The 17551-nt window shown below is 59.3% G+C and carries 18 protein-coding genes; 12 read left to right on the top strand and 6 right to left on the bottom strand.

Annotated features, from left to right (window positions below; translation table 11 throughout):
• Positions 1-56: 56 nt before the first annotated feature.
• Positions 57-992, top strand: coding sequence for a nucleotidyltransferase family protein (locus tag AC1XOS_RS00610; RefSeq protein WP_481960275.1), 936 nt, complete (start codon positions 57-59; stop codon positions 990-992).
• Positions 989-1966 carry a GHMP family kinase ATP-binding protein gene (locus tag AC1XOS_RS00605; protein WP_481960274.1) on the top strand — a complete coding sequence of 326 codons (978 nt, stop codon included), beginning with the start codon at positions 989-991 and terminating at the stop codon, positions 1964-1966. The genes AC1XOS_RS00610 and AC1XOS_RS00605 overlap by 4 nt, the downstream gene beginning before the upstream one ends.
• Before the next feature lie 5 nt (positions 1967-1971).
• Here the strand turns inward: AC1XOS_RS00605 and AC1XOS_RS00600 are convergent, their stop codons facing one another.
• From AC1XOS_RS00600 to AC1XOS_RS00590, 3 genes are read right to left on the bottom strand one after another with little or no spacing between them, the layout of a single operon-like run.
• Entirely contained in the window at positions 1972-3843 is a 1872-nt protein-coding gene (locus tag AC1XOS_RS00600) for a hypothetical protein (protein ID WP_481960273.1), read from the bottom strand.
• Positions 3844-3871: 28 nt separating this feature from the next.
• A complete protein-coding gene (locus AC1XOS_RS00595; RefSeq protein WP_481960272.1) occupies positions 3872-5050 on the bottom strand; it encodes a PulJ/GspJ family protein in 1179 nt (392 codons plus the stop codon).
• A complete protein-coding gene (locus tag AC1XOS_RS00590) occupies positions 5050-5541 on the bottom strand; it encodes a hypothetical protein (protein WP_481960271.1) in 492 nt (163 codons plus the stop codon). Before AC1XOS_RS00590 ends, AC1XOS_RS00595 begins: the two co-directional genes overlap by 1 nt.
• 303 nt (positions 5542-5844) lie before the next feature.
• On the opposite strand from AC1XOS_RS00590, the gene AC1XOS_RS00585 reads away from it, so the two are divergent.
• The 10 genes from AC1XOS_RS00585 (at position 5845) to AC1XOS_RS00540 (ending at position 15094) form a co-directional block, all read left to right on the top strand.
• Entirely contained in the window at positions 5845-6453 is a 609-nt protein-coding gene (locus AC1XOS_RS00585; RefSeq protein WP_481960270.1) for an SIS domain-containing protein, read from the top strand.
• Complete coding sequence (locus AC1XOS_RS00580; RefSeq protein WP_481960269.1) at positions 6450-6968, top strand: D-glycero-alpha-D-manno-heptose-1,7-bisphosphate 7-phosphatase; 519 nt, start codon at positions 6450-6452, stop codon at positions 6966-6968. The genes AC1XOS_RS00585 and AC1XOS_RS00580 overlap by 4 nt, the downstream gene beginning before the upstream one ends.
• Before the next feature lie 34 nt (positions 6969-7002).
• Positions 7003-7572: a hypothetical protein gene (locus AC1XOS_RS00575; protein WP_481960268.1), complete on the top strand. Its 570-nt coding sequence runs from the start codon at positions 7003-7005 to the stop codon at positions 7570-7572.
• A gap of 16 nt (positions 7573-7588) precedes the next feature.
• On the top strand, positions 7589-7870 hold the full coding sequence (locus AC1XOS_RS00570) for an NIL domain-containing protein (RefSeq protein WP_481960267.1): 282 nt from the start codon (positions 7589-7591) through the stop codon (positions 7868-7870).
• Between the two features lie 126 nt (positions 7871-7996).
• Entirely contained in the window at positions 7997-8407 is a 411-nt protein-coding gene (locus AC1XOS_RS00565) for an Hsp20/alpha crystallin family protein (protein WP_481960266.1), read from the top strand.
• Positions 8408-8425: 18 nt separating this feature from the next.
• Positions 8426-10957 carry an endopeptidase La gene (gene lon / locus AC1XOS_RS00560; RefSeq protein ID WP_481960265.1) on the top strand — a complete coding sequence of 844 codons (2532 nt, stop codon included), beginning with the start codon at positions 8426-8428 and terminating at the stop codon, positions 10955-10957.
• A 222-nt stretch (positions 10958-11179) separates the two neighbouring features.
• Positions 11180-12877: a transcription termination factor Rho gene (rho, locus tag AC1XOS_RS00555; protein WP_481960264.1), complete on the top strand. Its 1698-nt coding sequence runs from the start codon at positions 11180-11182 to the stop codon at positions 12875-12877.
• Between the two features lie 8 nt (positions 12878-12885).
• On the top strand, positions 12886-13368 hold the full coding sequence (locus AC1XOS_RS00550; RefSeq protein WP_481960263.1) for a bifunctional nuclease family protein: 483 nt from the start codon (positions 12886-12888) through the stop codon (positions 13366-13368).
• A complete protein-coding gene (locus tag AC1XOS_RS00545; RefSeq protein WP_481960262.1) occupies positions 13368-14531 on the top strand; it encodes an MFS transporter in 1164 nt (387 codons plus the stop codon). The genes AC1XOS_RS00550 and AC1XOS_RS00545 overlap by 1 nt, the downstream gene beginning before the upstream one ends.
• 26 nt (positions 14532-14557) lie before the next feature.
• Positions 14558-15094: a DinB family protein gene (locus AC1XOS_RS00540; RefSeq protein ID WP_481960261.1), complete on the top strand. Its 537-nt coding sequence runs from the start codon at positions 14558-14560 to the stop codon at positions 15092-15094.
• Positions 15095-15139: 45 nt separating this feature from the next.
• Here AC1XOS_RS00540 and melA read toward each other — a convergent pair whose 3' ends face one another.
• From melA to AC1XOS_RS00525, 3 genes are read right to left on the bottom strand one after another with little or no spacing between them, the layout of a single operon-like run.
• Entirely contained in the window at positions 15140-16702 is a 1563-nt protein-coding gene (melA, locus tag AC1XOS_RS00535) for an alpha-galactosidase (RefSeq protein ID WP_481960260.1), read from the bottom strand.
• A gap of 3 nt (positions 16703-16705) precedes the next feature.
• Positions 16706-16828, bottom strand: coding sequence for a hypothetical protein (locus AC1XOS_RS00530; protein ID WP_481960259.1), 123 nt, complete (start codon positions 16826-16828; stop codon positions 16706-16708).
• A 55-nt stretch (positions 16829-16883) separates the two neighbouring features.
• Positions 16884-17549, bottom strand: coding sequence for a hypothetical protein (locus tag AC1XOS_RS00525; protein WP_481960258.1), 666 nt, complete (start codon positions 17547-17549; stop codon positions 16884-16886).
• Positions 17550-17551: the final 2 nt, after the last annotated feature.

Below are 17551 nucleotides of genomic sequence, written 5' to 3'. Positions count from 1 at the left end.
TGCCCTCTCTCTGCCGAAAATACAGATGCCTGGTATGGTTACTAGGAACACTCACGATGAAAGCCATGATTCTTGCCGCTGGGGAAGGCACACGCCTGCGCCCCCTGACTCTCACCCTGCCTAAGCCCCTGGTACCGGTCGCCCATACGCCGCTTCTGGTGCGCACCGTAGCGCTCCTCCAGGCGCAAGGCATCTCTCAGATCGCGGTAAATCTCTACCACAAGCCCGAGGCGATCCGGGCTCACTTCGGCGATTGCCTCGCGTACTCAAACGAGGCGCAGCTCTTGGGCACCGCCGGTGGGGTAAAGCGTCTGGCGGGCTTTTTGGACACGACCTTTATCGTGCTCTACGGCGACAATCTCTACGACTTCAAGATCGCGCCACTGCTGGCTGCGCATCGCGCGAAAAACGCCTTGGCGACCATCGCGACCTTTGAGAGCCCCAACCCGACTGCCTGCGGCCTGGTCGTGACAGACTCCAAGGGACGTGTCACGCGCTTCCAGGAGAAGCCAAAGCCGAGCGAGGTCTTTACCAACACGGCCAATGCGGGAGTTTATATTCTGGAGCCGGAGGTGCTGGAAAGTATCCCTGAGGGGATCGCCTGCGACTTTGGCAACGATACCTTTCCCAAGCTGCTGGAGCGTGTGCCAGGCCGTATCGTTGCCTTGCCGCTCGGGGGCTATCTGCGCGACACAGGCACGCCGGAGAACTACCGACAGGCCAACTGGGATTTGTTAGAGCGTGGTGAGCCGGGTGTTCATCCCCACGCGCAAGTCTCTCCCGAGGCGACTCTCACAGGGCGCAATGTGATTGGGGAAGGCTGCCAGATCGCTGAGAAGGCTCAGCTCTCAGAGAGCATTCTGTGGGAAGGCTGCCAGATCGGCACGGGGGCACAAGTGCAGGGTGCTATTCTAGGGCGCGGCGTGATCGTCGGGCCGGGAGTGATGGTGCCGGTGGGAGCCATTATCGGTGACGGAGAAAGACTACGATGATCATTGTACAAACACCCCTGCGTATCTCGTTTGCAGGCGGCGGGACGGACTTTCCCGACTACTACGAACGTGATGGAGGCTGCGTCGTCTCCACCGCGATTGATAAGTACATCTATGTGATCATCAAAGACCGCTTTGATAAGAGCATTCGTATCGGCTACTCCCGCACCGAGCTCGTGGCCAGTGTGGACGATATCGAGCACGAGCTGGTTCGTGAGGCGATGAAGAAAGTCGGGGTCCACTACGGGATCGAGATTGCCACCATGGCCGATATTCCCTCGGAAGGCTCTGGCCTAGGGTCGTCGTCGTCGGTGACTGTGGCGCTACTCCATGCGCTCTACACGTTTAAGGGGATGCTGGTGACGCCGGGGCAGCTTGCCCGCGAAGCCTGTGAGATCGAGATTGATATCCTCGGCAAGCCCATCGGCAAGCAGGATCAGTACATTGCGGCCTATGGCGGTCTGCGCCGGATTGACTTTCAGGCTGATGGGACTGTCAAGGTGAGCTGGATCGCCATGCCCGAGGAGCAGAAGCGCCGCTTTAGTGAGGGGCTGATGCTCTTCTACACCGGGATCACCCGGAAAGCCGATCCAATCCTCTTTGAGCAGAGAGACAATATCGAGGACAAGCGCACCACGTTGGACAAGATGAAGGTCCTGGCAGACGAAGTCCACAATGCGCTGCTCGATGGCAACCTCAACCGAATTGGTCGGGTGATGGATGCCGGGTGGCGGCATAAAAAGCAGCTTGCCACCGCGATCTCAAACAGCAGTATCAATGCCTACTACGAAGCCGCACTAGATGCAGGCGCTATTGGGGGAAAAGTGGCAGGTGCCGGTGGGGGAGGCTTTCTGCTTCTCTTCTGCCCCCCCGACCGTCAGGCCACGGTTCGTCACGCTCTCGCTAGCATGCAGGAGCTTCCCCTTCAGCTAGAGCGTGACGGCACCAAAGTGATCCTCAACGCGCGGCGCTAGCGTACCTAACCCAGCGAGGTGATTGCGCGCTGGTAGGAGAGGATCTGGAACTGCTTCTCCACGGCGGGGAAGGCAGGGGGCGGAGTGTCCATGACCCGCTGGTCGTAGTTGCGGTTCGTCAGGAAGCCATTCTCCACCGTACCGTTCGGGAGGGCGCTTCCAAAGGTCCCGTTGTTCTTGACGATGTAGCCGCCGATGAGGCTGAAGACACCCGCCGGACGGGTCGAGGGGTTGGTGGCGTTGAAGGTTCCGTAGGCCATACAGATCGCATGCACCGAGACATTGGTCAGGGGCGTCCCCCCGTCATCGCTATCCGTAACCCGTATATTGCCTGCAACAAGACCCATCATCCCACAGGCGGCCGACGCAGACGCCGCTGTAGAGAGTAGGTTGTTGGGGTTGGCGCTATTGCTGATGAGTGTCTGGTAGACAATCCCCCCGTTGATATTGACCCCCATGGTCTGCTCCGTGGCGATAGTCATGCCCCACTGCCGGGTGACATTGCCATTGGTATCGGTGATACTATTGGCGACTGCGCCCGTGAGTCCTCCACGTAGCGAGCCTGTCTGCTCCCCGATATTGCCATTGACATAGATAACCCCATTGGGCACACCCGAATAGTTCGTGACGGAGTCTGTTGCGAAGCCGGTCGTATCGGAGATATTCCAGGCGGCGGTGGTGTTGCTTCGGGTCCGCACGTGGACCTGGGTGGTATCGGCTACCGGGTTCATGGTGATGACGGTCCAGCGGTCCTGCTGGTTCGTGGTGTCGTACTGCTTAACATCGATGATCTGGGTGGTGTTGTTACTCCCGGAGGTGGTTAGGTTCATGTCCCGGACATCTCCGTTGATGTAGATACCCGCACTTGGAGCAGCAGTGCCAGGAACCTGGATTCCCGTGGTGGTAATCGCCGTTGTGCCCCCCAGCGCCGCGACTCTCTGGTTGGTGTTGGCCACAGGCATCGTCACGATCGGAATATCGGTCTTGGGCGGACGTTTGGCAGCGGTGATGTGCTCCCAGATAGGATACCACCAGTTTGGATCGTAGAACATGGCGCCACCTGAATAGCTATACTGCCAGTTGATCTGGGAGTAGCTCATCGAGGTGGTAAAGTAGTCCTCGTCAGGATACGTGAATATCCAGTCGTTCCGGTAGGGAGGGGTAAAGTCGAGATACTTCCAGAGGATATTGAGGCGTGCGGCGGAGTTGACCGCGTTGCCTGTCGCGTCCACACCATTGACATGGACGGGGCCTTGGAAGCGTGTCAGGCCCGCTACCCAATAGGAGGTCGGACAGACGTCGCTGAAGTAGGCGTAGCGCGCAAACGAGCTCTGGCGGACAAAGACGCGGCTGAGGAAGACAAAGCCCATGTACTCGCCGCGGCTCTCGATCGCGTACATCTTGCGCGACCCGGTCGCGTTGCTCGTGAAGGGGTAGAAGCGGACATAGATATCACCGGACACCTGCGGGATGTTGGTGAGCTGAGTGGTGCTGGGGCCTTGGCTGAGGGTGATCTTGGTCCAGCCTGACGACTCCGTCCCTCCGTAGAAACTGGAGACACTACCCGGCGAGAAAGCACTCGTGTTGGTAGGAGCGGTGGTTCGTTCGACAAGCCACTGTATCGACAGCCGGATACCGGTCTCGGAGAGGACCTCCGCTTGGTAGCGATTTCCCACCTGTGTGGACTGGGAGAGCTGGTTGTGGGATTCCTCACTCAGGCTTCCATTGAATACACGGGCATCGCTCAGTGACTTGAGGGTTCCGACGATCACCACGGAGGTAATGCCGAGGAGAACGAGCATGGTGCCCACCATCGCCATTCCGTTTTCTTGTTTTTGGGGCGAGCGACGAGATTGTTTTTTGGTTAAGTACGTCATTTTCGTTTTCAAATCTTCTCTTTAAAGACTAGCCAATCGGAACCGGTGTTGGCTTAGGCGTCGGCGTTGGCGTCGGTGTAGGCGTCGGTGTCGGCGCCGGGGTCGCGGTGGGCCTAGGCGTCGCCGTCGGTACAGGTGTCGCGGTGGGCACGGGCGACGGTGTCGGTGTCGGTGTCGGTCTAGGCGTCGCTGTCGGTACAGGCGATGCTGTCGGTACAGGCGTCGCGGTGGGCCTAGGCGACGGTGTCGGTGTCGGTGTGGGTACGGGCGTCGCTGTGGGCACGGGCGTCGCGGTGGGCACGGCCGTCGGTACCGGTGTGGATGTCGGTACCGGTGTGGGAATCGGGGTCGGTGTGGGAACCGGGGTCGCGTTGTTGGGCTGGGGGATCAGGTTCGCATCCGTCGGGTAGGGAACGGTCACCGACGAGTAGAGCGCGGAGTTTGCCATGTAGATCGTGCGTCCCGAGACCAGGTTGACCCGCTTGATGCCATCGGAGCTATCGTTGGTCTGCTCTCTACCGGCGTAGGAGTAGTCGCCACAGACCACCTTGATGATCACACTACGCTTGGAGCCGGTCGTTCGAATAAACGAGACCGCGTTCCAGGCAGTGGAGACATTGTTGGTCAGTAGCAGCTGCGCCGTGCGGGCGCCATTGACATAGCGCCAAAGCCACAGACAGCTGCCGTAGCTCGCATTGGCGGTCCCATTGGGGTTGCCCCGGAAGATCAAGGAGGTATTGGTAATACTCGTGACCGAGCGGTCCATGGGCTGGAGTGCGCCACTGAGCGTGACCGTGGTACCTGTACCACTCTGAACCGAAGCACTCCCCGAGGCCGGAGCCATGACATACATCGCGGTATTGAGCTGGCTTGACCAGCCGGCCTCACTCGTGGTGTTGTTGGTGATGTAGTTGCTGGCTGCTCCCAGGGCACTGTTCCAGGTCACTCCTGCCACAGCGGTGGTATCGAGTGGCAAGATCACGCCATAGGACTCCTCAATCTCTAGGCTCAAAAACTGCTGGATTCGGCTCGCTTCGCGGGAAGCGATCAGCCCCGAGCTGAGCTTGGCGACCGTGCGGCCGGAGATGACAAAGAGCTGTATGGCGGCCGTGAAGATTAGCGCCATCAGAGCCGACGAAAAGCCCACCTCGATAAGGGTGAAGCTTTTCTTGGCCTTTTTAAGAGAAAATAATAGATGTTTTTTCATTATTGCACGAGAGTTTTTGAGATAAGAGTACTGGCTGAGTAGTGGTGCATCTGGGTAACACTGCCCCAACCCCACCACTGGACCACGATGGTTACACGGATAAGGCTATAGGTAGTAACGCCTCCTGAGGTCGTGGCACTGGGGGTAAAGGGCTCGATAAAGATGTAGCCTCGGGGACGGGTTGCACTGGTCGTGTCCTGAGCACCTAGGGAGGTCATCCCGCCTGGGAAGTACCGCCAGAGGTTGTCGGTCGTGGTGAACTCGACGGTTGCAGAGACATCTCCATTGGAGTTATTGAGAGGAGAAGTGCCGGTCCCGTCAATAATCTTGAGATTATTCTGGTTGAGCTTGCTACCTTCGATATTGGAGTAGCCTGCCTCTTGGAGCTGGGCGATTTTATGCATCACCAGCATCTGGGCTTGATTAAACTCAGAGGCATAGCGTACCGAGCGGGCCATGACCGGCAAGGTCGCACCTATCAGGATGAGCATTGAGCTCAGGATTATCATTGCCAGCATTACCTCGAAAAAGGTAAAGCCACGTCGAAGACGTCTTGTTCTGGGACCATGTGGTGTTCGGATAGCCATGTTCGTATTGTTAATTTTGGGAGAGAATGGGTATTTGGGTTAGGGCTATTTCGCCTTGGCAGAATACCTGTTTTTGGTAAGATTACGGGCTATTTTGTGATGTGTTGTAACTATTTGTTAAATACTGTTGATATTTAATGGAGCTTTAAGGGGGTGAGGAAAGCGCATGGGACGCAAGATTTGGTACAGGGGAGGTATCATAAAGGTATGAGTGATATCCTTCCTGACACGAGCCTGGGCACCCCCGCCTACGTGTCTGACTACCTGAGCAAGCTGGCGGCACTGCTGGCTACGATCGACACGGCACAGGTGGCGACCACTGTCGAGCTGCTCTTTGACTGCTGGCAGAACAACCGCCGCCTTGTCTTCTGCGGCAACGGCGGCTCGGGAGCCACGAGCACCCACATGGTCTGTGATTTTCAGAAAAATATCTGGCTAGAGGGTGGCAAGCCCTTTGAAGTCGTCTCCCTCACGGACTCCCCCGCGCTTCTACTCGCTTGGGCCAACGACACGGACTTCTCCAATGTCTTTGCGGGGCAGGCACGCACCTGGCTGCGCAAAGATGACATCCTGATCGCGATCTCCGGCTCGGGCAACTCCCCCAATGTCTTAGAGGTGGTGAAAGTGGCACGTGAAGTGGGCGCGATCAGTATCGGGCTCTGCGGCTACGGCGGTGGAAAGCTTGCAGAGCTTGCCGACCATGCGCTGGTGGCGGATCTGAGAAACATGCAGCTTGTGGAAGACATTCACATGATCCTCTGCCATATTTTGTTTTCCGCGCTCCGTGATCGGATCAAAGGGCTCTTAAGCGCGTGAAGCGAGCCGTCTTTTTAGACCGCGATGGTGTGCTCAATGTCTACCTGCCAGGCGACTACGCCAAGACCCCCGACGAATTGGTGCTATTGCCTGGCGTCGGGGTGAGTGTCCAGAAGCTACGGGACGCGGGCTTTCTGACCGTTCTGATCTCCAATCAGCAGGGGGTTGCGAAAGGCCTAATGACCCCATCCGACTTAGACGCGGTCACCGCAAAGCTCCGCGCCGAGGTAGCTCTTGATGCGGTCTACTACTGCCCGCACCTGAAGTCTGAGGACTGCACCTGTCGCAAGCCCAAGCCGGGGATGTTGCTCCAAGCGGCACAGGAGCACGGCATTGATCTCACCCAGTCGGTCTTTATCGGCGACACCCCCACCGATGCCCAGGCCGCTCTGGCCGCCGGAGTTGCTTTTGTACTCGTCCTCAGTGGTCAGTCCAAGACCGCCGAGGGCTTTTTACCCGCACCCACGGTTGCTGTCGAAAACTTAGATGCCGCCGTGGAGTGGGTGCTCTCTTGATCGCCCCGCTCTCACCGGGGCGGTACAATAGCGCATGTCTGCGCCGATTCGTTTTTGGGGAAGGGTGATCTCGCTTCGCCCTCGGCTCGTCCTGACCAAGTTTGAGGGCGCGACGGAGGCAAGCTGTCCCGGCTATATTCTGACACTCGAGGGGACAACAACCGAAGGGGCAGAGCCGCCTGTAGGAAAGACCTTCACGGTGGCGATTGGCCCGGCGACCATGCAGAACCGCGAGCTCGCTTTGGGGGACCTGCTACGCGGCGATGCGCACTATGTTCCTGAGGGCTTGCCGGACACGCCTGCGGAGCTCTATAAAGTGGGGGTGCTACGGCTCATTGCCCGCACCGAGACTCCCATCACCCCCGACCTGCCACGCACCGATCCGCCGCTCAGCCCCGATGCCGTCGAGAAGGCTCCCCGGCGGGCACTGGCGATCAAGTGTCTTCTCTCTGAAAAGGGAAGCTGTCGAGACTGCTCGCATGCGGTGCTCGCCTGTGTCGTGCGTCTCACCGACCCACGCAACTACCGCACTGGGCGCTGGACACAAGTCCCCGCTTGTTTAGGCCCCGAGGACTGTCGCCACTTTATTCCGCGTGAGGATTAGGGTACAATAGGACGATATGATTGGCAGTGCCGTTTACAACCTGACATTTAACCGCGAGATGATGGATACCCCGATCCTGGGGACAATCGCGCGACGATTTCGTATCTCGCTGACTATTCGGCGGGCGAGCCTTTCCGAAGAGGGGGGAGTCGCCGAGGTCTTGCTCTCGGGGCCGTCCGAGGAGATCGAGCGAGCCATTGCGGACTTGCAGACCTTTGGAGTCACGACGCAGGGGCCACTGGAGACGGTCGTGGGAGCTGCCACGGGGGCGATCCAGAACCCTGGCCGTGGAACCTAGAGGGAAAAGAAACATTCAGAAAGCCGGGAGTCTCTCTCCCGGCTTTTTCTTTTTATAAAAATATTTCATGATATTATATGAGTCTGGAACGCTCAAGTAAATTAGGATGTATAAAGAACTGAAGCCATGACAAGATTTACCGAAGAAGCACTACGGGCCTTTCTCGACAACCAGGGAGGAATCTCTCGGTTCTGGCAGCCCGCCGCCGATATTCACGAAACGGGCGATACGCTCGTTATTAGACTTGAGGTCGCCGGGACCACCACCGAGACTCTCTCCGTGATGCTCTCGGGCGATGGGCGACACCTGACGGTCTCCGGCTCACGCGGCGAGGGAAGCAGTGAAGAGAAGCTTCTCTGTCACCAGCTAGAGATCTACTTTGGCCCCTTTGAGCGCACGTTCGAGGTGCCCGAGGACTTTATTGCGAACCGTGATGGGATCACCGCGACACTGAAAAATGGCTTTCTAACGATCCGACTGCCCGAGCGAAAATCTACACCCTTGCCGACTCGGACGATTCCGATTGAGATGGAGTAGTAAGGAGTAACAAAGAAAATGGAAGAGAACACCGATAGTTTAGCCGATGAGCTAGAGAATGTCTTTGATCAGCTCAATACCGAGACACAAGAGACCCCCCCAATCCCCGAGGAGCTAAACCTGCTCCCGCTGCGTGATGCCGTGATCTTCCCGGTTCTCGTGGCCCCGATTGTGGTGGGGCGTGATCCCTACATCCGCCTGATCTCCGACTCCGTGCGCGATGGCAACCGCATGATCGGCATTGTCACCCAGCGCGAGCCGACCACGGAGCATCCCGGCGCAAAAGATGTCTACCCCACAGGTGTTGTGGTCACCATTCGGATGATGAACCGCAACCGGGATAGTACCCAGCTTCTGGTGCAGGGAATCCAGCGCTTCCAGATCCAGCAAGTGCTTCAAGAGGAGCCGTATCTGCGAGCGAAGATCACGCTGATTGATGATGCCGTGGTGCTAGACGACGAAGAGAAAGTCCAAGTGGAGGCTCTTCGGCGTGAGCTGGCCGCCACGTTTGGGAAGATCGTCGAGCTCAGCAACGACATGCCCGATCACTTCAAGGAGATCGAGCAGGTCACACCCGTCTGGACCATGACCGACATGATCGCGGCCCATGCGCATCTCTCCACGACCGAGAAGATGCAGATCCTGGAGACACTGCCTCTCATCGAGCGCATGCAGACCCTACACTCGTATTTAGTGCGTGAGTCGCAGATCATGGAGCTGGGGGCGAATATTCATAGCCAAGCTGCCAGTGAGATGGGCAAGGCCCAGCGCGACTACTACCTGCGTGAGCAGCTCAAGGCGATTCATAAAGAGCTAGGTGAGGGCGATGAGCGCGGCCGCGACATCGACGAGCTCCGTGAGCGCCTCGATGCGGCACAAATTCCCACTGAGGCCCGAAAAGAGGCCGATCGTGAGCTGGAGCGCATGAGCCGCATGGCCTTTGGTGCCCCCGAGTACACGGTCGTCCGAACGTATCTGGACCTGATGGCGAGCCTCCCGTGGGCAAAGTCTACCGAAGATAACCTCGACATTCCGCACGTGAAAGATGTCCTCGATGCCGACCACTACGGCCTCGATAAGATCAAAGACCGCCTGCTGGAGTTTTTGGCGGTGCGTAAGATCAAGCTAGAGCGCGGCGAGCCCGTGCGTCAGCCAATTCTCTGCTTTGTCGGGCCTCCCGGAGTGGGCAAGACGAGCCTAGGCCGCAGCAGTGCCCGTGCAATGGGCCGCGAGTTCTACCGCCTCTCGCTAGGCGGTGTCCGTGATGAGGCCGAGATCCGGGGCCACCGGCGAACCTACATCGGGGCGATGGCGGGGCAGATTATCACGGGGCTGAAGCGGGCGGGCACCAACAACCCGGTCTTTCTGCTCGATGAGATTGACAAGCTTGCCCACGACCACCGGGGCGATCCGAGCTCGGCGCTCTTGGAGGCACTGGATCCGGAGCAGAACGTCACGTTTCGAGATAACTATCTCGACACGCCTTTTGATCTCTCCAACGTGCTCTTCTTGACCACGGCCAATAGCTTGGACACCATCCAGGGGCCGCTACGAGATCGCATGGAGATTATCGAGCTGACCGGCTACACAGAGCAGGAGAAAGTGGCGATTGCTCGCCAGCATCTCGTGCCCAAGCAGCTCGGAGAGCACGGTCTCACGGCGGAGCAGGTGACGATCACCGATGATGCTCTGATGGCTCTGGTGCAGGGCCACACCCGTGAGGCGGGAGTGCGCAGCATGGAGCGCCAGGTCGCGGCGATTTGTCGCAAGGTCACACGCCTCTTTGCAGAAGGCCGTACTGAGCCACTGGTCGTGAACCGAGGCAAGGTTGCGGAGTTTCTCGGGGCACCCCGCTACGAGTTCGAGGAGCTGGACGATCGCACGAGTGTCCCCGGTGTCGCCGTTGGTCTCGTATGGACTCCTGTAGGCGGCGATGTGATCTACATAGAAGCTCAGAAGATGGAGGGATCCAAGACTCTCCAGCTTACCGGGCAGCTTGGCGATGTGATGCAGGAGTCTGCAAAAGCGGCGCTCAGCTACATCCGTGCCCATGCCAACGAGCTGGGAATTGCCGCAAATTTCTGGAGTGAGACGGAGATCCACATCCATGTCCCCGCCGGCGCTACCCCAAAAGATGGGCCGTCAGCGGGGGTTACCATGACCACGGTGATCACGAGCTTGCTGACCGGGCGACGGGTAAAGCCGCGCTTGGCAATGACGGGCGAAGTGACTCTTACGGGCCGTGTCTTGCCGGTCGGGGGAGTGAAAGAGAAAGTCCTAGCGGCCAAGCGCTCCGGGGTCACCACGGTGATCTTGCCCGCACGAAACCGTAAAGACCTAGAGGAAGACATTCCCGCCGAGCTGCGCAAGGGCATGACGTTTCACTTCGTGGACTCGGTGCGCGATGTGCTCGACCTTGCGCTGGAGCCGATTGGCAAGCCGCGCCGGATTCGGGTGAAGACTGGTACGGAGACGCAGCCTACCGCCATGACACCACCACCACTCCCGGAGCCCCTGCAGCAGCCCAGTGTCCCCCCTGCGCGGGCATAGGACATGGAAAACAGCCCCCTTCTTACCAAGCGTGAGAAGGGGGCTGTCTTTTGCGGAAAATGCGGTTGCCATCTGTAAAACACGTGATATACTGCTCTTGGAGTAACCTCAAGGTTTGTGGTTTACTTCATATTTCAACTCTCCCCGGCGAGTCCTTCTTCACGCATTCAGCGCGTTTCGTCGTTTCCCTCGCCGATTACTTCGCCCTCCCGGAAAGTCCGCATGCCCAGACGCCGTTTGACCACGCCCGCCGACACTGACAGTACCGAGCCTGTGACCAGCTCCGCTGATATAGCCAGCCCTGCTGAGAGCGTGCCTGCAGCACCTGCTGCTGAGGCTCCTGTCTCTGTCCCTTCTCCTCCTCCCACCCTCCCTCTTACTCCCGCTCCCGAGCTTGTCGCTGCTGCGGAAGCCCTCTTAGGCTCCTCGGCTCTGCCTCCTCCCGCACCACCCTCGCGTCGCCGACGCTTGCTCCAGAGTAGCGCCCCGCCGCCCCTTACCCAGCAAGAGGCGCTAGAGCTTGTCGCCGACTTACCTGAGCGCGTCGCCGAGCCTCTGCCTCCCCCCCGCTCTGAGCGTCCAGAACGCTCTGAGCGTCCGGAACGCGCTGAGCGTCCCGATCGTCCCGAGCGCCGTGATCGTCCGGGCCACAGCATGCGCCCCGCCCGTGGAAATAGCGGCAATAGCGGCGGTGGCAACTACAGCGCCCCTCCACCTCGGCGCAGTAGTGGCGCCAGCCTAGGGCCAGGGAGCGACCTGCGCGATCTCGATGAGGCAACCCTCAATGGGGAAGAGCCGCTGACGGGCGAGGGGATTCTGGAGCTTCACAGCGAGGGCTATGGCTTCCTGCGGCGGCACAATCTGGTCGCCAGCAACGATGATATCTATGTCGCACAGGCACAGATCAAGCGCTTCGCCCTTAAAACGGGAGATCAGGTGCTCGGGTTCGTACGTCCTCCCAAAGACACCGAAAAGTTCTTTGGGCTGCTGCGGGTGGAGAAGATCAACGGCTTTGACCCCGATGTCGCACGCCTGCGGCCCAACTTCGATGAGCTCACGCCGATTTTTCCGGACTCCAGAATTACGCTGGAGCTAGACCCGAAGAGCATCTCCATGCGCTTCATGGACTTAGTCTCGCCCATTGGCAAAGGCCAGCGTGGTCTGATCGTCGCGCCTCCTAAAGCCGGTAAGACGATTCTTCTCAAGCAGATCGCCAACTCGGTGGCAATCAATCACCCGGACATTCATCTGATGGTGCTGCTGGTTGATGAGCGCCCGGAAGAAGTGACCGACATGCGGCGCTCCGTTCGGGGGGAAGTGATTGCCTCGCCCTTTGATGAGCTACCGGATAACCACATGCGGGTCGCGGATCTCACTCTGGAGCGGGCCAAGCGCTTAGTCGAGATGGGCCGGGATGTGGTGATCTTGCTCGACTCGCTCACCCGATTTGCACGCGCTTCAAACCTGACCGTGAACCCTTCAGGGCGCACCCTCCAAGGTGGTCTTGACCCCGCGGCGATCTACCGTCCTAAGCGCTTCTTTGGCGCGGCTCGTAACATTGAAAACGGGGGCTCACTGACCATTATCGCCACCGCGCTTGTTGAGACGGGTAGCCGCATGGACGACATTATCTTCGAGGAGTTCAAGGGCACGGGAAACATGGAGCTGCGCCTGGATCGCTCACTGGCAGAGCAGCGCATCTTCCCGGCCATTGACATCAAGCTCTCGGGAACCCGCCGCGATGAGCTCCTTCATGGCGAGGATGACCTGCGCAAGATCTGGCAGGTGCACCGCATTCTGGCCAACTTGGGCAACAAAGAGGCAACCGAGCTACTTCTGGATCGCTTAGGCCGAACCCGCTCCAACCGGGAGTTCCTTGCCGCGATCGGTGCCGCCCCGACGGTCAGCAAGCCGGAGTAAAACGGGGGATGTCCAGCCCATACGATGAGACTAGCGAGAACGAGAACCGCCAGCCCCGCGCTCTTGAGGAGAAAGAGGTGGAGGTTCTCGGGCTCTGGGAAGCGCACGCCGAAGGCCAGACCGAAAACTCTCCGATTAGTGACGTGATGCTGATGCTGCGCGATGGCCATGGCCGCCGCTTGCCGGTGCACATTGGGCCCTTTGAGAGCATGGCGATTCAGAACGCGCTCCAGAAAACGGCTCCTGAGCGGCCCCTCACCCATGACCTGCTCCGCAATCTCTTAGACAAGCTGGGAGCATCTCTGGAGCGTGTCGTGCTCGATGACCTCTGGCAGGGGACATTTTATGCCAAGCTCCACCTTACCCGCGAGAAAGCGCCTGCCTTAGAGATAGACTGTCGCCCCTCGGATGCCATTGCTCTCGCTTTGCGTGTCCGCGCTCCAATCTTTGTTGCCGAGCGTGTTCTGCTTGAAGCTGCGCAGCAGGATTAATGGCGACTCCTCGGCTGCTTCTTGCGGTTCTCTGTTGCACCGCGATGCTCCTCTACTCCGTCTATTTAGGCGCTTTTGGGGTACTTCTTCCGTATCTGGGGACGGCATTCTCACTCGGCGTTGAGGCGCAAGGGCGGCTCTTTCCCGCCAACTTCGCGGGCTTTGTCGTGGGTGTGCTGCTCTGTGGCTATCTCTCAGATCGCTGGGGACGCAAAGCCGTCTTACTGATGGGGCTAGCGGTCTATGCTGGTGGGCTGGTGCTCTTTGGGAGCGCAGGTAGCTATGTTCTGGCGCTGGCGGCGGCGCTGCTGGTGGGGGCGGGAAGTGGGGCGATGGAGGTGGTGGCCAATGCGCTCGCCGCTGATCTCTACCCCGAAAAACGCGCGTTTCTGCTCAATGCCCTCCAAGTGGCCTTTGGTGTCGGAGCTGCCGCCTCCCCAACCCTCTGTCGTTACTTACTCACGCATGGCACCGATTGGCGCTGGCTGTACTTTGGGCTAGCCGCGATCAATCTCGTCGTGTTTGTGATTCTTAGCGCCTGCCGCATTCCCAAGAGCGCCGCACCCGAGGCGCTGGAGCTCTCGGCGCTTCGGACGGTCTTACAGAAGCCCAGCTTTGCGATTCTGTGCGGGATGCAGGCGCTCTACGTGGGAGCCGAGGTGAGCTTTTTCTCCTGGCTCCCGACGTATTTTGAGAAGCAGCTAGCCGGTGGTGCCGCCTGGGTGGCGGGTGTGGGGACACTTTTCTGGATCACGATGACGATCGGGCGCTTTGCTTTGGGGGGGCTGCTCGGGCGCTACCCTCTGATGCGGCTCACCGCGCTCTGTGCCGGGGGGGGCGTGTTTTTTGCGGCACTGGCACTGCTCCTGCCGGCACTACTGCCCGTCTTGGTCTGCGTCGCTCTTACGGGGCTCTTTATCGCGGGTATCTTTAGCCTGGTACTCGCCGAAGCAGGTGAGCGCTTCCCGAGCGTGGCGGGCACGGCTTTTGGGGGCGTGGTTGCTGCCGGAGGAGTCGGTGGTGCCGTGATTCCCTGGGGGATTGGCGCACTCGCCTCTACCAGCCTTGGCTGGCAAGGGGCACTGGCGCTCGTGCCCCTTGCACTGATCGGGACGCTCTTGCTCAGCCTACGCCTACAGCGCCGCGTCCCCAAAAATTTCTAAAAAATTCTTCCCTTTGGGGAGGTATCTTGGGCTATCTTGGCAAACATCTGTTTATAACGAGGATAACCCAATACCGCGAGCTCTACGACTACGAGAGAGACGCCAACGATAAGATGCTGACCATGCTGGAGTCTGTGCCCGAGGCCAGCCGCACCGACCCGCGCTTCTCGCGTGCATTAACCATTGCCGCCCACCTGGCTGCCTGCCGGGAGAACTGGCTGACCTGGATGGCGGGGGAAGACCGGCCCATTGGGTGGTGGTTTGAAAAAGACGTCACGCTAGAGTCGCTGCGCCCGCGCTACGCCGTCTCGGAGGAGCGCTGGGTTGCCTACCTCGCCGCCCTCACCGACGACGACCTGGAGGTGACTTTTAGCTTCAAAGAGGGCGATGGCAACACGTATCGTGTGGTGCGCAGCGGGCAGCTCACCCAGCTTGAAGGGCATGCGTGCTACCACCGGGGGCAGGTTGTGCTGCTCGTGGACATGCACGGCGGCACGACCGTGGACACCGACTACATCGACTGGGTCTACCCCCGTGATCCGCGCTACGGGGTGGTTGCTTAAGAGGGGCAACAGCGGGCTCATTTATGTGCCCGTCTGAATCCGCATCTACGCGTTTGTCGTCATCTTGCCCTTGTCGGCGGCTTGGGCATTTTTGCGCGACTCTTCCTTGGCAGCGGCCATCTCCTCAACGGTTTTGGTGTGCTGGCGCGCGGTGCCCTTGAAGCCGACCATGCGGTGCACGCGCGTTCCGTTGGCAGTCTGTGCTTCTAGCTCGACTTGGGCGGCGGCTACTGCACCGCTGGCGACGTACTGTGGGAGCCACTCCGACTGGGCGACGAGCATCTGATCGGTCATCTGCCAGATCTCCTCGGGATCACAGACCGCGCCGGTGAGTGGGTCGTGGAGCATGGCTTGCTTGAGCAGATTTCGGTCGCCGGTGAGTGCGGCGTGTACCGACATGCGCTGGACATTGATCGAAGCCGTGCAAGTCGCGGCACAGGCAAGCGGCAAGTCCCCGACGATCGGGATATTGATGCCGTTGCGGTCCACATAGCCAGGCACCTCCACAATCGCATCGTCGGCAAGATTCGGGATCGCGCCGTTGTTGACCACGTTGAAGTGCCCCCGGTAGATGCGGCCTGTCTCCAGCGACTCGATAATGTAGCTCCCGTGCTCCTCGCTGCGCTTCTCAGCCGTAAACTGCGGCGGGTCTTGGGCGAGCCAGTTGGGGAAGTCAGTCTCAAACCAGTTGCGGCCCTCGGTGCAGACTCTCAGATAGCCGCCGGTCTCCCCATTGATCCAAGATGACAGATCAATCCACTTGGTGACTTCATCGAGGCGCTTACGGTACCAGGGCAGGTACTCAGAGAGGTGCCCGTTGCTCTCGGTGGAGTAGTAGCCAAAGCGCTTGAGCGCATCGATACGCACTTTCTCTGTGGTGGGGTATCTATCGTGGCCCGTGAAGAGCTCGTAGAGCTTGGGAATCAGATCGATCCCGCGCCAGAGAGCCTTGACGCACCAGGTCTGGTGGTTGATCCCCGAGAAGACAAAGTCAATGTCTTTTCGATGCACTTTCTCGCCTTCGGTGAGCATTCCCTCGCGCTTGGCCCACTGCTCGACGCAAGAGGCGATCTGATGCTGCGCGCCCTGGACGCCGTGACAAAGCCCCACGGTGTTCACACCGCCATAGTGGTTTGCGGCCCAAGTCAGCATGGCCATCGGGTTGGCATAGTTCAGAAAGAGCACGCCCGGCTTGGCGACTTCGCGGATGTCTTTGCAAAAATCCAGGGTCGCGGCGATACCGCGCTGGCCGTACATGATCCCGCCCGCGCAGAGCGTGTCGCCCACGCACTGGTCAATGCCATACTCCAGCGGAATATCAATATCATCCGCAAACGCTGAGAGTCCGCCGATGCGCACGGTGCTAATCACATAGTCCGCGCCCTCTAGGGATGCTCTGCGATCGGTCGAGGCGCCGATGGTCGCGGGTAGGCCATTGCCCTTGATATCGCGCTCGGCGAGCTGCTTGACCATGTCTAAGTTCTGGGCATTGAGATCGTGAAACGCGAAGTGCATGTCCGCGAACTCGGGTACGGTGAGTAAATCCGCCATCAGGCGACGGGTGAAGCCGATACTTCCGGCTCCGATCATGGCAACTTTTAGTGGCATGAGCTATTGTAGCCGCTTCACCCGCACGATGGCAATGGGGCCACCGGAGAGCCCGACGGGAACGGGGTAGATTGCGATAGCCTCGCCGTTGATCATCATGGCCATCTGCCCCACTTCCGCTTCCAAGCCCTGCTGTACAAACGGTAGGGGCGCACCAAACGGACGCTCGACCAGGCTAGCGTTACAGGGGCGTTACAGGCGCGGCTTTACTCCAGCTTCCCTTGCCCGTCCGCTCCACAACCGTACTCGTCTCCCCGACCACAAAAGTCAGGCGCGTGGTGGAGGGAGCAATGGTTTCGTAGTGGATATCGGTGGTGCTGCTGGGAGCCGAGACAATGCTGGCGATCCTAAGAAAGTCACTCTTGCCAAAGAAGAGCCCCGCCGCGCGGTTGGCTCGCAGGTAGGTGTCGAACGTGACGGCAAACCAGCTCTGGTCGCCATCTTGGTTGAGAAAGTGCACGGCATTGGCATCGAACTCCTCAAAGACCGAGTCGAGGTCACGGACACCTGTCGCGAGCTTACCCGCTTTCCAGCTAGAGAGCCAAGGAGCATCGTTGCTGATGGCGAAGTGGAGCTCATACGCATTAAAGCTGGGGGCAGCGTGGATCTCTTTCAAGTCCGGAAATGCCTGGCGGGCCGAGCGCAGCTCACTGTCACGGTCACGAACGGCCTGTATGGGGACGACATAGCCCTGAACGGAGCGAGCCGCGATCAGGAGCGCATCGGGATCAAGGCTGGTCTCTGAGCGCGTGGTGACGATCTCATCGCCCGAGCTACGGCCTCCGCACCCCGAAAACAGGCACAGAGCAACCACAAGAGTGACGAAAAATGTCTTGGAGCGTCCCATGG

Source organism: Armatimonas sp. (assembly GCF_964826245.1).
The sequence above is the reverse complement of the archived record's forward strand: the minus strand, read 5'-3'. Positions and strand labels throughout refer to the sequence as shown.